The sequence below is a fragment of the Streptomyces sp. NBC_01546 genome, assembly GCF_045208355.1.
Classification (GTDB): domain Bacteria; phylum Actinomycetota; class Actinomycetes; order Streptomycetales; family Streptomycetaceae; genus Streptomyces.
In genome coordinates, this window is sequence record NZ_CP109379.1 from 7,935,569 (window position 1) to 7,952,335 (window position 16,767).

Consider the following 16,767-nt stretch of genomic DNA (forward strand, 5'->3'; position numbering starts at 1 on the left):
CGACGGGAATCCGGCGCCGCCAGCCCGGATAGGGGGTGACCGGGCCGGGGATAGGGCGGGCGGCTGTGTCGGCCCGCGTACCTGACGGCCTGCTGCCGCGTGTGTGCGGGCCGCGGGGGTTGGCGGGCGAACAGCTCGCTGATCGTCGGCATCCGCACGCGGACGTGAGGTGAGCTGGTGCAGGTCGTTCCGGGATACGGAACTGGGCGGCACCCGATGGGTGCCGCCCAGTTCCGTCGGAAAAGCTGCTACTCGCTGCCCGGGAGTCCGAGGAGGTGGTCGACGAAGCTCTTGTAGGCATCGGGCTTCCGGTAGTCCGATTTGAGCTTCTCTTCCCTGCTCTGCAGACCGGAGGCGAGGTCGGTCTTCATCAGGAAGTCGCGCAGGTGCTGCCCGCCGATCCAGCGGCCGAGGTCCTTGGTGGCGGAGGCCTGGTCGCTGAAAGCCCCCATCCTGCCTTCCTGCTGCATGTTCTGCAGAGCTGCCGCCGCGGCCTTGAACTGGGGCTGGCCGGGTCCCGGTGTACCCCGCTGGTCGAAGTCCCGGCTGACGGCGGCGATGCTGTCGATGTCCGGCTGCTTGACCCCGGCGCCGGCGTACAGCGACTGCCGGAACGCCTTGCTCTGCTCCATGCCGATGCTCTCGTACATGATGGTCTTGCCGGCCGACAGCGCCTCGGAGGTGCTCTGGTTGCCGGTCGTCATCACGATCGGCTCGCTCGCCTTGATGAGCGTCAGCATGTCGTCGTGCGGGACCCGTTCGGTCGTGATCCAGTGCATCGTCTTGCCGGCGCCGCCGGTGTCCTGGACCGTGATCGTCGGGGCCGGTTTCTCGGAGGACACCTCCACCAGCCGGATCTTGGCCACCCCGAGCCCCGCGAGGTCGCGCTTCATGGTGTCGTCGAGCGCCGGCATCTGCGTGGGCGAGGACTGGACGACGTGCACGTCGTTGTTGTTGCCGTTTTCGACCTCGGCCACGGTGAGCGCGAACCGCATCGCGCTCTTGTTGGAGTAGGCGAAGTACAGCCGGGAAGTGGCGGCGGCGGCATACTCCTTCGCCGCCTGCTCCTGGTCTTCCGGGAAGAGCGCGGTCAGTAGACCTTTGGACTTGAGCGCCTGGAGGTTCTCCAACCGGGCGGCCCGCTTGTTCTCCTCGCCCGCAATGCTGTCCTGGTTCTGTTTGTAGGCCCGCAGACCGGCGTCGAAGGTGATACCGACCTCTCCGGCACCGAGTCCGGTGGTGTAGCCGGTCCCGGCGGCGCCAGGCGGTAGCGACTCCTTCTTGGAGTACTCGGTCATCGCGGAGACCGTGCTGCCCCATTTGTGGACGCTCTGCTGGAAGTTCTTGGTAGCGGCCAGCTGCGGGGCAACGACCGCGTGGGTGGGGGCCTTGCCGGGACCGAGTTGCGGAGCGGTGGGAGTGGCGCCGTCGAGCACCGTGAACGGGTGGCCGGAGTCCGTGAAAACGCCTGGCTGCTTCTTGTGCGCTGCCTCGGCGGTCAGCAGTGCGATGTCGTTCTTGTTCTCCTCGGTCCGCGGGAAGTTCTCGCGCAACGCGTCGGCGGTCTTGACGCCCAGCATCAGGTCGCCCCTGCCCTGGGCCTCATGGGTGAAGACCGCGATGGGTGCCCGGCCGGTCCACTCCAGGCAGCTGTAGAGCTGGTCGATGAGGTGCGGCATGATCTGGGCCTTGTTGTTGAGCCTCACGGATCCGGCCATCTGCTGGAACACCGCGTCGTTCAACTGGCTTGCGGCCCGTCGGCGCAGGTACTTGCGGGGAGCGGCGCGCTCCATCTCCAGTTCGTCCCGGGCCTGTGCGGAGTTCGCCGCGAAGTCCTCCACCGAGACCTGCTCGGCGACCCCCTTCTCCCGCTCCTCGACCGGCACTGGAGGCGCGGTGGTGTGGGCGTGCGGTGCCGGGGCCTGCGTCGAGGGGACCTGCTGCTGGGTGGCCGTGGAGCTCGACTGCTGCCCGGCCGTGGTGAGCCCGGTCGGTTTGGGCTTGGGCACCGGCCGCGGGGGACGGGCCGGGGTGGTCGTGGCCGGGGTGGTGGACGCCGGAACCCCCGAAGCCGACGTGTCCCCGGACTGCTGCGGCGGCTGGAGACCCAGCGCCGACGCGAGGCCGCCGAGGCTGTCGTAGGCCGTCGCGCCGGTACGCGCCGCGTTGACCGCACTCCACTTCGGTGCCGACCCCGGGACCTGCTCCTTCAGCGCCCGGATCGCCTGAGCGGTGTCGTAACTGCCCAGGTCACCCTGGAAGACCCGCTGCACGGGGGGCGACGTCGCGGAGTCCCCACCGCCCGACGCTGGGGGCGCGTCGGCGCCCGAGAGGCCGCCCTGCGGGGCGGGGCGGCTCATCACCCGACGGGCGTTGGCCTCTGCCTCCCGCTCGAACCGGTCGGAAGGGTCCGACACCCGCAGGCCCGCACCGTTGTCAGCGCCGGCGACCGGCCCCTGCCGCTGCTGAATGACGTGCGTCAACTCGTGAGCCAGGGTCTGCTTGTCGGCGCCGCCCTGGCCGACGACCACATGGCTGCCCGAGGTGTAGGCGCGGGCACCGACTTCGGCTGCGGAGGCCTTCGCGGCGCTGTCGGTGTGGATGCGGACGTCGGAGAAGTCCGCCCCGAGGCGGGATTCCATGTCCGTGCGGGTGGCGTCGTCCAGGGGCCGGCCGGGGGCGCGCAGGACGTCGTGGACGGCGGAGCGCTGCACGGCGGGCTGTGCGGCGCTCTGGTGGCCGCAACTGTCACTGTGCCGGTGCTCGTCGCGGGCCGGATGATGGCCGGCCTGCCGGAGCATCTGGACCACGGCTGCGTTGCCCGCCGTACTCTGCAGCGCGAGCAGTCCCTGCGGTCCTGACTCGCCCCGTCCCTGCGCGGCGGACGCCCCCCTCATTGAGGCGGGGCCCTGGTCCGGCTTCCTCTCGTCGCCCGATCTGTCGTTGCGCTGCGTCCGCACTGAGCACCATCCCCACGGTTAACGTTGCAAGTTTCCTTGATACACGCGGGTGGCGGTGTACGACGAAGGCTGCGGGGGCAGACCTTGGCGCCCAATCGGGCAATGATTGGTGGCTCGGTTCACGAGAACCCCGCGTCCAAAGCCACTTGGGGGACTCGAGCTTGCGGCCGCTCGACGCCCGTCATCCCTGTCAAGCGCCTGACCAGTGTCGGCGGGCGCGGGTTCGGAGCGGAACGAGCCCTGGCGAAGGCACCGCCTACCAGCGGCTGAGGTACGCCGAAGGGCAGTCCGGGTAACCGCGACCCGCCCCATCCGTCCGCGCTACGGATTGCAGAAGTCGTCCACGGCTTCCTGGCGGTCCTTCTGTTCCTTTCGCGCCGCTTTCCAGTTGGCCAGGGCCTGGTCGACCTCGGCCTTCTGGGCCTCGATCGCCGCCGTGTCCGGGGGCTGTGCGGCTTCCAACTCGTCTAGCTTGCGCTCGGCGTCGTTCAGCTCCTTCAGCTTGCGTTTTGTCTCCAGTTTGGCCTTTGCAAAAGCGTCCTTGGCCTTCTGGCACAGAATCGCCGCATCGCCCGGCATCTGTCCTCCTCGGGGAACCCGCTCGACGTACGGAGCTGGATCGGGTGCCGCCCTCGCGCAGTATGAACGGGACGCGGCCGCCGTCGTCCCACAAGCTAGTACTCGTCCCGCTCCAGGCCGTGGAACCCGGCTATGCGCGGGGTGAAGTTGTGCTGTTTGGCGGACACACCCGGGGCCGTGGTGCAGCGGTATGCCGGGAGCTGTCGGTCCGGTGGTGGTGGCCCGCCGGAAGCCGGGAGTCCGCTCCAAGCGCAAGCAGTGGCGCGGCCTGGCCACTCGCTACGAGAAGAGCGCGACCATCTACCTCGCCCTCGGCGCGCCGCCCGGTGAACGGCCACGTGGCGCGGACGGACGGCGGACGGCGGGAGGCGTCAGCGTCGCAGAGCCGTACGGAGCGTGAGTCCGTGGTGGCGTCGCAGCCGGTACAGCTCCCAGCAGGACAGGGCCGTCACCGTGACAGGGGCGCCGAGGATGAAGGCCACCCGGGCACCCGTCGGGACCTGGTGGTAGGCCCCCGTGATCACGTCCAGGAGCGCCATCTCCCACACCAGGACGCAGGCGAGGATCGGCGGCAGCACTTCGTGGATGTCGGCGGTGCGGAAGACGTGCACCAGCGACAGGCCGATGCCGTAGAGGGCGAAGCCGATCGACCACAGGCACAGCACGGCGATGACGATCTTCCCGGGCATCCCCACGGCATCCCGCAGACCCGCCAACTCCGGGGCCATGGCGAGGGCGGCGGTGCCCATGGACATCATGATGGCCAATACCGAGCCGAGCGGGCGCAGGGTCCGACGCAGGTACACCCGGCGCAGCCCGTCCCGCGCGGCTGCCACGAAGGCGCCGACCACCAGGGGGAAGGTGCAGACGAGTACCAGGACGCTGGACCAGCTCTGGTCGAGGCGTTCGCTCGCCACGCCCTGGACGTCGGTGGCGCTCGCGACGGCGTTGTAGGTGACCATCAGGCCCACCCAGGCGACGAGTCCCAGCCCGGTCCGCCACAACTGGAGCTTGCGGACCTCCCGGTCCTCGACGATCCCGGGGCGCGAGGGTCGGAAGGTCCGCTGGGCGGCGTACAGGGGGTTGTAGAGGCCGCGCAGGATGTTCCGGGCTCGCGACGGCTCTGCTCGCGGAGGCGGGATCGGCGGGTAGGTCGGCGCGTACGGGTATCCCGGCGGCGGGCCGGGCTGTGCATATGGGTATCCCGGCGGCGGGCCGGATTGTGCGTACGGGTATCCCTGCGGGGGGACCGGTGGAGCGTAGGGGTGTCCCTGCGGCGGGTTCGCGGCGCCGCCCGCCGGGTCACCGTACCCACCGCTGCCGTAACCGCTCATGCCACGTACCCCCGATGTCCTGCCCGGTCGAACCCAGGCATCCTAGGCCCTGCCCACCGCGGCGCCGGTCCGACCCCGTGCGGAGGCGGCCGGTCCCTCCGCCCGGGAGAGGAATGCCGAGTCCCCACCGCTGAGGAATGGCAGGAGTTCCTCGGCCACTTCGAACGAGGCAAAGTCTCCATCGGCGCATGCGGCCCCGCATTCGACACACCCGCATAGATCGACCGCATCGCTGAGGCTGAGCGAGAAGGCCCGCTCGGTGGGATCGAAGGACTTCAGGTCACCCTGTCACCCTGACCAGCGCTGGGGAGAAGATCGCACAGCTCGACGAAGCGGAGGCCCGCAGGCGCCAAGTGGTCAATCTGGGCATGCCCACCTTCATTGCCGGAGGCGGCTGACGTCATGAATCCTGCGAGTACGTGCCGGGGCGAAGGGGATTCCCGAAGCCAGGCCGCGGCGGCCGACCATGAGGGACTCGCCGAGGAAGCTCACGCCGATGGAGAGCTGCAGAGGGCGTGCGTTCTCGTGCATGCCCATCTTCACCGCCAGGACACTGAAGCCGGCTGAGACCGCCAGGGTGCCGATGACGGTGAGGAAGGTGCGGCCCGTGTACCGCTGCCACAGGACGCCTCCCTTGTCGACGAGTTGAACGGTGGCGCCGCGGAATGCGCCGAGTGCCGCGCCGAGGGCGGCGCCCGTGATGACCCAGGTGAGGTCGGTGCCGGTCAGATCCGGCATCTTGGCGAGGGACAGGACGCCGATCCCGGTAAGGATCACCGGGGTCGCGAAGAGGTCCCTTGCATTGACCGGTTCACCGATCATCCGTTTGATCACGACCGCGATCACGACCACCGCGATGATCACGGCGAGCAGCCAGGGGTTCACGCAGATACCACCCATCTTTATGGCACGACTGAGCTAAAACGATGTTAGCTCGGTCGTGCTATAACAGCAATGTGCCAAAGATCGTCGATCCCGTCGCCCGCCGCAGAGCGGTGGCGCAGGCCGTCCTGTCCGTCGCCGCCCGGCAGGGGCTGGAGCATGCGTCGCTGCGCAACGTCGCCGATGAAGCCGGACTCGCCATCGGCTCGGTCCGCCACTACTTCGCCGACCACGACGAGTTGATGACCTTCACGATGAGGGAGCTGAGCCAGCGCATCGGCGACCGCATCCGCACCCACGCCGAGCGGCTCCTGACTCCCGACGGCCATACCGACCGCCGGGCCGCAACAGAAGAGCTCCTCGCCGAGTTCCTCCCCCTGGACGAGGCCCGCCGTCAAGAGGCCGCACTCTGGCTCGCCTTCACCTCCGCAGCGCACACCCGCCCCGAACTGCTGCCTTGCGCAGCCGAGATGCAGGCCGACCTGCACACCCTGATGTCGCGCGTGCTGCACGAAGCCCGGTGCGCCGGCGGGCTGCCGGCCGGCACGGACGTCGAACTGGAAAGCACGCGACTGGCCGCCCTCCTCGACGGACTCACTCTCCAGGCGACGCTGCTGCCGGACCGCTATCCACCGAAACTGCTCCGGCAGGTACTGCGACGGCACCTGGACGCCCTCAAAGCCGCCAGCTGACCTCCGGCCAACGCGTTCAGCCCGCGCAACCCTGCCCCCTGTCGGAGGGACAGCCGCATACCCCGGCGAGGTCTTGACGCACCTCCTACGACTTTCCCGCCTCGGCATCAAGGGCGAGTGAAGACTCGAGCGGCGGCCGTATGGATAACGCCAAGAACACTGGTGATCCAGCCATGGCATTCCGACGCTGTCCTCACTCTGTCCAACGGAGGAACAGCGAAAGATGTCCATAGACATGGGAAAGCCGAGCACAGCAGGACAGGCCTCGGGCACGGAGGAACCTCCTGATACCGGCGTACGGACACTGGTGGCAGGGGACCGCCACCGGCTGACCGCCCTCAAGGGACTGGCGGCGCTGTCGCTCGACGCGATGGCGTCCGTGGCGCACGGGCCGGAGTCGATCGTGCTCGTCCTGGCAGCGGCCGGTGCCTACGGCATGGGCTTCACCCTCCCCGTCACCCTGGCGATCGCCGCGCTCCTCGCCTTCCTGGTGGCCTCGTACCGGCAGGTCATTGCCGCGTTCCCGGACGGCGGCGGCTCCTACGACGTCGCCAAACGCCATCTGGGCGGCGTACGAGTCTGGTCGCCGCGGCCTCGCTGGTCCTGGACTACGTCCTGAACGTGGCCGTGTCCGTCACGGCCGGTGTGGCCGCCCTGACCTCGGGGTTCCCCGAGCTGTACGGGGAGCGGGTGTGGATCTGCCTGGGCATCCTGGTTGCGGTCACCGCGGTGAACCTGCGCGGGGTCGTGGAGTCCGCCAGGGCCTTCCTCATCTCAAGGACGTGGTCAAGGAGGGCATCCGGGAGCGTTTCGCGGAGCTGCGCAGCATGGGGATCCGTACGGTCATGGTGACCGGAGACAACGAGCTGACGGCCCGCGCCATCGCCGCCGAGGCCGGCGTCGACGAGTACCTGGCGGAAGCCACCCCCGAGGACAAGCTGGCCCTCATCAAGCGGGAACAGGCGGGCGGCAAGCTCGTCGCGATGACCGGTGACGGCACCAATGACGCGCCGGCGCTGGCCCAGGCGGACGTGGGCGTCGCCATGAACACCGGTACCTCGGCCGCCAAGGAGGCCGGGAACATGGTGGACCTGGATTCCAACCCCACCAAACTCATCGACATCGTCGAGATCGGCAAGCAACTCCTCATCACCCGGGGCGCGCTCACCACCTTCTCCATCACCAACGATGTAGCCAAGTACTTCGCGATCATCCCGGCCATGTTCGCCTCGGCCTACCCGGGGCTCGGCGCGCTCAACGTCATGGGCCTGAGCAGCCCGACCTCGGCCATCACCTCGGCGATCATCTTCAACGCCCTGATCATCGTGGCCCTGATCCCGCTGGCCCTGCGCGGCGTCCGCTACAAGCCGGCCTCCGCGCACGACCTGCTGCGCCGCAACCTCGGCGTCTACGGTCTCGGCGGCCTGATCCTGCCGTTCGTCGGCATCAAGCTCATCGACCTGCTGGTGTCCACCGTCCCCGGCCTCGGCTGAACTTCCTGTCCTCCGAATTGAGCGTGAGTGCCTTCACTACGCCACAGGTGGCCTGTATGCGTTAAGGACGCGTCAGGATTTGTTGCCTCGCGTGCATGAGTGATCAGTCTGCGTACGCTTGCTCAGCCGTCGATGCCGATGGCTGAATCTTTTCCGTACGACAGGAGCTCCCCACGATGGCCACCCCTGCCCGCTCCTCGCGCCTGCGCGCGTGGATGCTGGAAGGCTTGACCGCCCAGACGAGTTCGCCCGCCGCCAAGGAGGCGGCGACCCAGCCCCATGGCCGGCCGTGGTGGCGGGTCATGTGCCTGACGGGTCTCGACTACTTCTCCACCCTCGGCTACCAGCCCGGCATCGCGTTCCTGGCAGCCGGTCTGCTGTCGCCGCTGGCGACCATCGTGCTCGTCCTGCTGACCCTCTTCGGCGCCCTGCCGGTCTACCGGAGGGTGGCCGAGGAGAGCCCGCACGGCGAGGGCTCCATCGCCATGCTGGAGCGGCTGCTCACGTTCTGGAAGGGGAAGCTGTTCGTCCTGACCCTGCTCGGGTTCGCGGCGACCGACTTCCTCATCACCATCACCCTCTCCGCTGCGGACGCGACCGCGCACCTGGTGGAGAACCCGCACCTCACCAGCACCCTCAACGGCCACCAGGTGCTGATCACCCTGATCATGATCGCGCTGCTCGGGGCGGTCTTCCTCAAGGGGTTCAGTGAGGCCATCGGCGTGGCCGTGGTTCTGGTGGCCATCTATCTAGGCCTGAACGTGGTCGTAGTGGCGGTCGGGCTGTGGAACGTGTTCACAGAACCGCAGGTCATCACCGACTGGACGACCGCGCTGACCGCCGAGCACGGCAACGTTTTCATGATGATCGCCATCGCCCTCGTTGTGTTCCCGAAGCTCGCGCTCGGCCTCTCCGGGTTCGAAACGGGCGTGGCGGTCATGCCGCACGTCAAGGGCGACACCGACGACACCGACGCGAAGCCCGCAGGCCGGATCCGCGGTGCGAAGAAGCTGCTGACCACGGCCGCCGTGATCATGAGCATCTTCCTGATCTGCTCCAGCCTCATCACCACCCTGCTGATCCCGGCCGACCAGTTCCAGCCAGGCGGCGAGGCCAACGGCCGCGCGCTGGCGTACCTCGCACACGAGTACCTGGGCTCGGCCTTCGGCACGGTCTACGACATCTCGACGATCCTGATCCTGTGGTTCGCCGGTTCCTCCGCGATGGCGGGTCTGCTGAACCTGATGCCGCGCTACCTGCCCCGGTACGGCATGGCCCCGCACTGGGCCCGCGCGCTGCGTCCGATGGTCATCGTGTTCACCCTCGTCGCGTTCCTGGTGACGTGGATCTTCAACGCTGACGTGGATGCGCAGGGCGGCGCGTACGCCACCGGTGTCCTCGTCCTGATCACCTCGGCGGCGGTCGCCGTGACCATCGCGGCGCGCCGGGCGGGGGAGCGCGGCTGGACCATCGGCTTCGGCATCATCTCGGCCGTCTTCATCTACACCACGGCCGTCAACATCGTGGAGCGGCCGGACGGCGTGAAGATCGGCGCCTGCTTCATCGCCGGCATCATGGCGCTCTCCCTCCTCTCCCGCCTCGCCCGGGTCTTCGAGCTGCGCGTCACGCACGTGGAGTTCGACGACATGGCGCAGCGGTTCATCCGTGACACCTCCAACCGTACGATCCGCTTCATCGCCAACGAGCCCGACAACCGGGACCTCGACGAGTACCGGCAGAAGAAGGCGCAGATCCGCGCGGACAACGACATCCCGTCCGAGGACGACGTCATGTTCGTCGAGGTCACCGTCCTGGACGCGTCCGAGTTCGAATCCGGCATGCGGGTACGCGGCGAGGTGCTGCACGACCGCTACCGCGTCCTGACCCTGGAGAGCTCCAGCATCCCCAACGCCCTGGCCGCCCTCCTGCTGCACGTACGCGACGAGACCGGCCAGCGCCCCCACATCTACTTCGAGTGGACGGAGGGGAACCCGATGGCCAACTTCCTCCGGTTCTTCCTCTTCGGCCAGGGCGAGGTCGCCCCCGTCACCCGCGAAGTCATCCGCGAGGCCGAACCCGACCGCACCCGCCGCCCCCACATCCACGCCGGCTGACCCATTCGGATCAAGACGCCGAGGGGAATCCCGCTGGACCCTCGCCGTGGCTGGGGTGCAGCGGGATTCTCACCACTGTGACCGCCCGCTCGCGCCCCGAGCGCGGAATCCGCCGTACCGTACTCGCCCTCGGAGCGGCTCCTGAATCACCGCCCCCTTGAGCAGGATCTCGGCCCGCAACGTCGTGTCGATCAACGGCACGACCGGAGGTCTCACCCGACTCCTCGAACGGGTGAGGCTGCCGCTTTTCGACACGATCCATGGCGTTTGCACTCGACACTTGGCTTGTCGGGCGGCTTGGTGCGCACGTGGGTGGAGAGTGTCATGGCAAACGGTAGTGTCCTGCTGGCCTTGCGCGAGGACCCTTTGGGCCGGGGCGTCGGCGGTGACCAGCTGCGGCGGATCGGCAAGGAGTTGGAGAACCGCGGGCTGGAGGTGAGGTGGGCGCGGACGGTCGAGGGGGCCTGTGCCGCCCTGCGTACCGAGGCAGGCTTGACGGCCGCGGTCGTCGCCTGGGACCTGCCGTCCGAGACCGGCGAAGACGCCGGCGGCGGGGGAGGGGCAGTCCTGCGGCAGATCATCCGCCGGTTTACGGCTCTGCCCGTCTTCGTCGTCATGAGCGAGGAGTCGGACCACGGCTTGGACCGCCTGCCCCTATGGGTGGCCGAGACCGCCGTCGGTTACATCTGGCCCCTGGAGGACACGCCGTCCTTCATCGCCGGCCGTGTCTTCAATGCGGCACGCGCCTATGGCGACTCCATCCTGCCGCCGTTCTTCAAAGCGCTGCGACGGTTCGACGACGCCCACGAATACTCATGGCATACCCCGGCGCACTCCGGCGGGGTGGCGTTCTTGAAGTCGCCCGTCGGCCGAGCGTTCTTCGACTACTACGGTGAGCGGCTCTTCCGCACCGACCTGTCGATCTCGGTGGAGGAACTGGGTTCCCTCTTCGAGCACAGCGGTCCCATCGGGGACGCCGAGCGCAACGCCGCACGCGTCTTCGGCGCGGACCGGACGTACTTCGTGCTGCATGGTGACTCCACGGCCGACCGCATGGTTGGGCACTACTGCGTCACCGCCGACGAGATCGCCCTGGTGGACCGCAACTGCCACAAGTCGGTGCTGCACGGCCTGGTGATCTCCGGTGCCCGACCGGTCTACCTCGTCCCGACCCGCAACGGATACGGCCTGGCGGGCCCACTCCCCGCCAGTGAGACCCTGCCCGCGGCGGTGGCCGCCAGGATCGCCGCCCACCCGCTGACGCCAGGGGCGGTCTCCCCCCAGGCTGAGTACGCGGTGATCACCAACTCGACCTATGACGGTCTGTGCTACGACACCGTGCAGACCGCGCGTGCCCTGGCCCCGAGTACTCCCCGTCTGCACTTCGACGAAGCTTGGTTCGCCTACGCCCGCTTCCACCCCCTCTACGCCGGCCGCTACGGCATGGCCGTGGGACCGGACACCTTCGCGAGCGAGGAACGTCCCACCGTTTTCGCTACCCAGTCCACGCACAAGCTGCTGGCCGCCTTGTCGCAGAGTGCCATGGTGCACGTGAAGTCCTCACCTCGGGCGCCGGTCGAACACCATCGGTTCAACGAGGCGTTCATGATGCACGGCACTACCTCGGCTCTGTATCCGGTGATCGCCTCGCTGGATGTGGCCGCGGCGATGATGGACGGGCCACAGGGCGAGTGGCTGGTCAACGAGGCGGTCACCGAAGCGATTCGGTTCCGGCAGGCCGTCGTGCGCACCGGACGCCGGATCGCGGACGCCGGCGACCGGTTGCCGTGGTTCTTCGGCGTTTGGCAGCCCGACAGCGTCACCGACCCGGCCGACGGGACCACTGTCCCCTTCGCCGACGCTTCCCCGGCGCTGCTGGCCGCCGACCCCCGCTGCTGGGAGCTCGACCCCGACGCGGACTGGCACGGCTTCCCGGGACTGAGCCGCGGACAGTGCCTGCTGGACCCCATCAAAGTGACGCTGACCTGCCCCGGTGTCAACGCGCGCAGCGAGACGGACACCTGGGGCATCCCCGCCCGCATCCTCACCGCCTACCTCGCAGGCCGTGGCATCGTCGTGGAGAAGACCGACACTTACACCACACTCATCCTGTTCTCCATGGGCATCACCAAGGGCAAATGGGGCACCCTGATGGACGCTCTCATGGACTTCAAAGCCCTCCACGACGCGGACACCCCATTGCGGCAGGTACTGCCCCACCTGGTCGAGCGCCACCCGCAGCGCTACAGCCGCACGACCCTGCGCGGCCTGTGTCAGGAGATGCACGAACACCTCACCCGAGCCGAACTGATCGACGCCCTGGACACCGCCTTCCAGCAACTGCCCGAACCCGTCGTCCCGCCCCAGACCTGCTACCAGCAGCTGATCCGGGGCGGCACCGAACGCCTCCCCCTCGCCCAAGCCTCGGGCAGGGTGGCCGCAGCCATGGTCACCGTAACTCCGCCCGGGATCCCCGTCCTGATGCCTGGAGAAGCACTCGGCGCCCCCGACGGCCCGGTCCTGCGCTACCTCGGAGCACTGGAGGCATTCGACCGCGCCTTCCCCGGCTTCCACAGCGAAGCACACGGCGTCACCATCGACCCCGACACCGGCGACTACCTCATCGAATGCGTACGCCAGGACACCCAAGCCCAGTAAGCTTCCGCGCCCAGGCGTACGGGAGACCGTGCAGCTCGACAAGCGACGCCTATCAAGAACCCGGCCCTCAGGCCTTTTCAGAGAGTGGCGCCCGGACCCTGGTTCTGGTCCTCCGGCGGCAGACTCCACCGCACCCTTTACGCGGGCACAGTCCCCGGGTTTCCTGAGAAGCATGACGGGGTGGGGTGGCGGCATACAGGTACGGCACGTGACAGCCTTGCTGGTGGCGATGACGTTCCCGTTAGTGGTGGGCGGGCTGGCCTATGCATGTTCGCGCGGGCAGGCTCTCGGCGCGCTCTCCGAGGGATGGGCGATCACCGGCATCGTGGTAGCGGCGGCGCTGGGGGTGGCGGTGTTCCTCTTCGGGCTGGGCAGCGATTCGTTCGCCTCTCATTTGGCCGGGCTGGCCGCCCTCATCGGGGTCTTCCTGGTCTCCGGCCACGTGGAGCAGGCTGTCCTCGAAGAGCGCGGGGTGGAGATCAGCTGCGTCGTACGGGAGGTCGACAGGCGCGTTGAGACGAGCACGTCCACCGACGCCGAGGGGCACACCACCACGACGACCACCACGTATTGCGACCACAAGCTCGATTGCCCGTTGGGCGGACCGGACGAGCTGGACGGCAGGAAGTCCAAGCTGGCCGAGGCCGGAGCCGACCTCGCCGTGGTCTACGACCCCAGGGGCAAGGTCTCGCCGCAGCCGGCGCGATCCCTCGATCCGGGCGGCATGCGGATGTGGGCGCTGATCGCGCTGTGCGCGTCGCTGTTGCTGGGTGTGGGCGCTGCCATCGACGACTGGTAGAACCCGGAGCGCGCCCCAGGGTCCCGGCGGGATCGGCACCGTCGCGTTCGGCGACCTTCCGGGCGACAGTGTCCACGCCGCGGCGGGAGCGGGCCAGCAGCGTCGGGGTGGCGGTGCCGCCCTCGGCGTCGTGGGTCAGGGCGCTGTGCCTTGTGTCCGCACTGGCCGTGTGCGGGTGACCCATATGATGCGCATCACTCTCCGGGTGCCTCGGGTCGGGCATGCGCGATCATGACCGGAATGGACGCTCGTTTCCTTGGCATCGCCGATCTGACCGAAGCCCCGGCCGTGGCAGTAGTAGTCGACGTCATGCGTGCTTTCACCGTGGCCGCGTGGGCCTTTGCCCAGGGGGCGGAAAAGATCGTTCTCGCTGAGTCGCTGGACGAAGCCCTGGCGCTCAAGGCTCGCCACCCGGATTGGGTGGCGCTCAAAGACGGCCCGCCCGCGCCCGGGTTCGACACCGTCAACTCGCCGGGCCTGCTGCGGTCTTTTGACCTTGGCGGACGCACCGTTGTGCAGAAAACCACGGCAGGGACAGTCGGCGCCCTTGCGGTCAAGGAGGCGCCGCTGGTGCTGTGCGCCGGCTTCGTGGTGGCGGAGGCAACGGCTCGGCTCTTGCGGACGCGCAAGAGTGACAGTGTCACGTTCGTGGTCACTGGCGAGGATGGGCAGGCCGATGAAGATCTGGCGTGTGCTCAATACATCGCTCGGAGGGTCACCGAGGCTGGGGCGGATGCTGCCGAGTTCGTCCGCCGCGCTGCCGAGTCGCGCGCGGCCGCCGAACTGGCGGAGGGAGTGCGTCAAGGTGTCCATCCTGATGACGTTGCACTCTGTCTTGAGGTCGACCGGTTTCCCTTTGCCATGGTGGCGACCTTGGAAGGCTCGCTCATGGTCCTGCGTCCACGCCCGATGCCTTTTCTGACTGACGAGGACCAGGTCTGGTGAGGTCTCCTGTGCGACATCCCTCGGGGTCCGGGAGACGGGCCGCGCCCGGGTGGCGTCGGCGCCAGTCCGCGTAGACCGGGCTGGCGGCACATGTGTCCAGGTAACCGGCCGCCACCCTGCGCAGGATGTCGTCGCCGTGGGGGGCCAGCGGGCCGTCACGGTGCCAGGCCACGACGTGGCGGTACCAGAGGGGGTTTCCCGCGAGGGGTCGTACGGTGACGCCGGGGGTTTCCGAGAACGTGGCCTGGCAGAGGCTGACGGCCAGGCCCGCACGGACCAGTTCGATCAGCTGGCGGCCCTCGGCCTCGTGCGGGGCGGAGGGGCGGCGGCCGGTCAGGGCGCACACGGAGGACCAGTACTCGCGGGTGCGGTCGCCGTCGGGCCGGGGCATCGCCCAGTCGTGATCGGCGAGTTCCGTCAGGGACACGGCCTCCTGGCCGACCAGCGGGTGGGTCGCGGGCAGCAGGGCGAAGACCGGTTCGGTGACCAGCGGGGTGAGGACCACCCCGTCGCGCTGCGGCAGGACCTGCTCGGGGTGGTCGCCAAGGACCGCCGCCTCCAGGCGGCCGGCCGCGAGGTCGTCCAGGAGTGTGACGGGGGAGTAGTGGCACCGTGACGTCACCTCGGCCTCGGGTAGCAACTCCCGTACGGCCAGGATGAGATGGCCGAGCAGAGGCGCGCCGACCGATCCGACGCGTACGCGGTTCGGGGAGGCCAAGTGGCGGGCCGCACGGGCGGTGTCGGCGAGGAGCGCGTCGATGCCCGGCAGGACGGCGTGGGCCCGGGCCAGCACCAGCTCGCCGAAGGCCGTGGGTGTGGCTCCAGCCCGCTGCCGGTCGAAGAGGGCACCGCCCAGCATCGATTCGATGCGGCGCAACTGAGTGCTGAGGCCCGGCTGGGTCATGGACAGCGCGGCGGCGGCCCGGGTGAGGCTGCCGGCCTCGGCGATCGCGCACACCACCCGCAGGTGCCGTACCTCCAGTTCCATGCCGCGCATGTTATGGAGCGGCGACAGCTTTCGGACAGGAGCGGGAACCCGTAAGTCTTATGTGAAATGTCACACACCATCCATGTGGAGGTTGCGAGTCCATGAGACCCACCCATCGGCTGAGAACATCGCGCGGGGTGCTGTTGCCCGCCCTTGCCGCCGCACTGCTGCTCCTCCTGCTGGGATCGCCGCCCGCCAGCGCCACTGACAGCCCGTCGGCCTGTGCCCTGCGCGGCACCACGGGCTGGACGGACGAGGGGCACGACACGGACTACTCGGTGTTCCAGCGCCCCGTCGGGACGGTCAGGGTCGGCATGATCTTCGTGGACTTCCCGGACGCACGGGCCACCGAGGCCCCGAGCGAGGACTCGGCGCAGATCACGCCCGGGGCGGACTGGCTGTGGTACGCCTCGTACGGCAGGACCTGGCTCTCGATCGACCAGCAGCAGCGGTGGGTTCGCATGCCTCGCGCCTCCACCGACTACGGCTTCGCGCGCGGCCTGACCCACGAGGCGCACGAGGCGTACATCAAGGACGCGGTGGCGGCCGCCGATCCGTACGTGGACTTCTCCGGCTACGACATGGTGTACGTCGTGCCGACGCGCAACGCGGCGGCGATCTCCTTCACGCCGACCTATGTGTACGCGCCGGGCACGGCTGGTGTGGTGGCCGACGGCCGCCGGGTCAAGTGGGCGGTGACCTTCGGTCAGGACATGTGGCACTGGGGTGCCAAGCTCGTCGCCCACGAGACCGCGCACACCTTCGGGCTGCCCGACCTGTACGCCTTCGAGGCGGGCAGCGACGCCCACCGCTTCATCGGCGGCTGGGACGTGATGGGCCTGATCGGCGGCCGGGGGTCGCAGTTCTTCGCCTGGCACTCCTGGAAGGCCGGCTGGACCGGGGACGGTCAGGTCGTGTGCCGGGCCACGAAGGGCAGCGACACCGTGCACCTCACGGCGGTCGAGTACGGCAGCGGTACCAAGATGGCGGTGATCCGCACCGGCCCCACGACTGCATACGTCGTCGAGTCCAGGCGCGGTGTCCAGGCGGACGCGGGTTCCTGCTCGACCGGCGCCCTGATCTACCGGGTCGACGCCTCCGTGCGGACCGGCTACGGGCCGGTCAGGGTCATGGACGCCAAACCGTCCGCCGCACCCGCCGGCGGCTGCCGCCCGTTGGACGACGCCCCGTTCTGGGCCGGCGAGTCGTTCACCGATGCGGCGGCCGGGGTCCGGATCGACGTGCTTGCTGCTGACGGCTACGGCGAGACCGTACGCATCACCAAGTCGTAGGAGCGGCATGGGTGCGGCAGTGTCCTCGGCT

At 68.9% G+C, this 16,767-nt stretch carries 12 protein-coding genes and 2 pseudogenes; 9 read left to right on the forward strand and 5 right to left on the reverse strand.

The genetic code is table 11. The annotated features are described in order from the left end of the window. Positions 1–248: 248 nt before the first annotated feature. Both OHA89_RS36260 and OHA89_RS36265 read right to left on the reverse strand, forming a co-directional pair. The gene (locus tag OHA89_RS36260; RefSeq protein WP_266612180.1) at positions 249–2,897 is read right to left on the reverse strand and encodes a DUF4157 domain-containing protein; all 2,649 of its coding nucleotides are present in this window, start codon (positions 2,895–2,897) and stop codon (positions 249–251) included. A 384-nt stretch (positions 2,898–3,281) separates the two neighbouring features. Beyond that, positions 3,282–3,539: a hypothetical protein gene (locus OHA89_RS36265; protein ID WP_266612181.1), complete on the reverse strand. Its 258-nt coding sequence runs from the start codon at positions 3,537–3,539 to the stop codon at positions 3,282–3,284. A 190-nt stretch (positions 3,540–3,729) separates the two neighbouring features. On the opposite strand from OHA89_RS36265, the gene OHA89_RS36270 reads away from it, so the two are divergent. Then, positions 3,730–3,939, forward strand: coding sequence for a hypothetical protein (locus tag OHA89_RS36270; RefSeq protein ID WP_266612182.1), 210 nt, complete (start codon positions 3,730–3,732; stop codon positions 3,937–3,939). Here the strand turns inward: OHA89_RS36270 and OHA89_RS36275 are convergent. Both OHA89_RS36275 and OHA89_RS36280 read right to left on the reverse strand, forming a co-directional pair. Then, the gene (locus OHA89_RS36275; protein ID WP_406367995.1) at positions 3,911–4,873 is read right to left on the reverse strand and encodes a hypothetical protein; all 963 of its coding nucleotides are present in this window, start codon (positions 4,871–4,873) and stop codon (positions 3,911–3,913) included. The genes OHA89_RS36270 and OHA89_RS36275 overlap by 29 nt on opposite strands. Positions 4,874–5,251: 378 nt before the next feature. Then, positions 5,252–5,758 (reverse strand): DUF1453 domain-containing protein, encoded by a 507-nt coding sequence (locus OHA89_RS36280; RefSeq protein ID WP_406367996.1) that lies wholly within the window; start codon positions 5,756–5,758, stop codon positions 5,252–5,254. Between the two features lie 71 nt (positions 5,759–5,829). Here OHA89_RS36280 and OHA89_RS36285 point away from each other — a divergent pair, with 71 nt between their 5' ends. From OHA89_RS36285 to OHA89_RS36315, 7 genes and pseudogenes are all read left to right on the forward strand, one after another. Further along, positions 5,830–6,447: a TetR/AcrR family transcriptional regulator gene (locus OHA89_RS36285; protein WP_266612186.1), complete on the forward strand. Its 618-nt coding sequence runs from the start codon at positions 5,830–5,832 to the stop codon at positions 6,445–6,447. 235 nt (positions 6,448–6,682) lie between these two features. Continuing rightward, positions 6,683–7,221 (forward strand): annotated as a pseudogene (locus OHA89_RS36290) (amino acid permease); the annotation flags it as partial. After that, positions 7,209–7,940: pseudogene (locus OHA89_RS36295) on the forward strand (HAD-IC family P-type ATPase); the annotation flags it as partial. The pseudogenes OHA89_RS36290 and OHA89_RS36295, both read left to right, overlap by 13 nt. 176 nt (positions 7,941–8,116) lie before the next feature. Next, positions 8,117–10,054, forward strand: coding sequence for an APC family permease (locus tag OHA89_RS36300; protein WP_266612187.1), 1,938 nt, complete (start codon positions 8,117–8,119; stop codon positions 10,052–10,054). 324 nt (positions 10,055–10,378) lie between these two features. After that, positions 10,379–12,712 (forward strand): Orn/Lys/Arg decarboxylase N-terminal domain-containing protein, encoded by a 2,334-nt coding sequence (locus OHA89_RS36305; RefSeq protein ID WP_266612189.1) that lies wholly within the window; start codon positions 10,379–10,381, stop codon positions 12,710–12,712. A 208-nt stretch (positions 12,713–12,920) separates the two neighbouring features. After that, positions 12,921–13,511 carry a hypothetical protein gene (locus OHA89_RS36310; protein WP_406367997.1) on the forward strand — a complete coding sequence of 197 codons (591 nt, stop codon included), beginning with the start codon at positions 12,921–12,923 and terminating at the stop codon, positions 13,509–13,511. Between the two features lie 240 nt (positions 13,512–13,751). Further along, positions 13,752–14,456: a 2-phosphosulfolactate phosphatase gene (locus tag OHA89_RS36315; protein ID WP_323186051.1), complete on the forward strand. Its 705-nt coding sequence runs from the start codon at positions 13,752–13,754 to the stop codon at positions 14,454–14,456. Here OHA89_RS36315 and OHA89_RS36320 read toward each other — a convergent pair. Beyond that, positions 14,398–15,444, reverse strand: coding sequence for a LysR family transcriptional regulator (locus tag OHA89_RS36320; RefSeq protein ID WP_406367998.1), 1,047 nt, complete (start codon positions 15,442–15,444; stop codon positions 14,398–14,400). The two genes, OHA89_RS36315 and OHA89_RS36320, sit on opposite strands and share 59 nt — an antisense overlap. 101 nt (positions 15,445–15,545) lie before the next feature. On the opposite strand from OHA89_RS36320, the gene OHA89_RS36325 reads away from it, so the two are divergent. Then, entirely contained in the window at positions 15,546–16,736 is a 1,191-nt protein-coding gene (locus OHA89_RS36325) for a M6 family metalloprotease domain-containing protein (protein ID WP_266612195.1), read from the forward strand. The last annotated feature ends 31 nt before the right edge of the window (positions 16,737–16,767 follow it).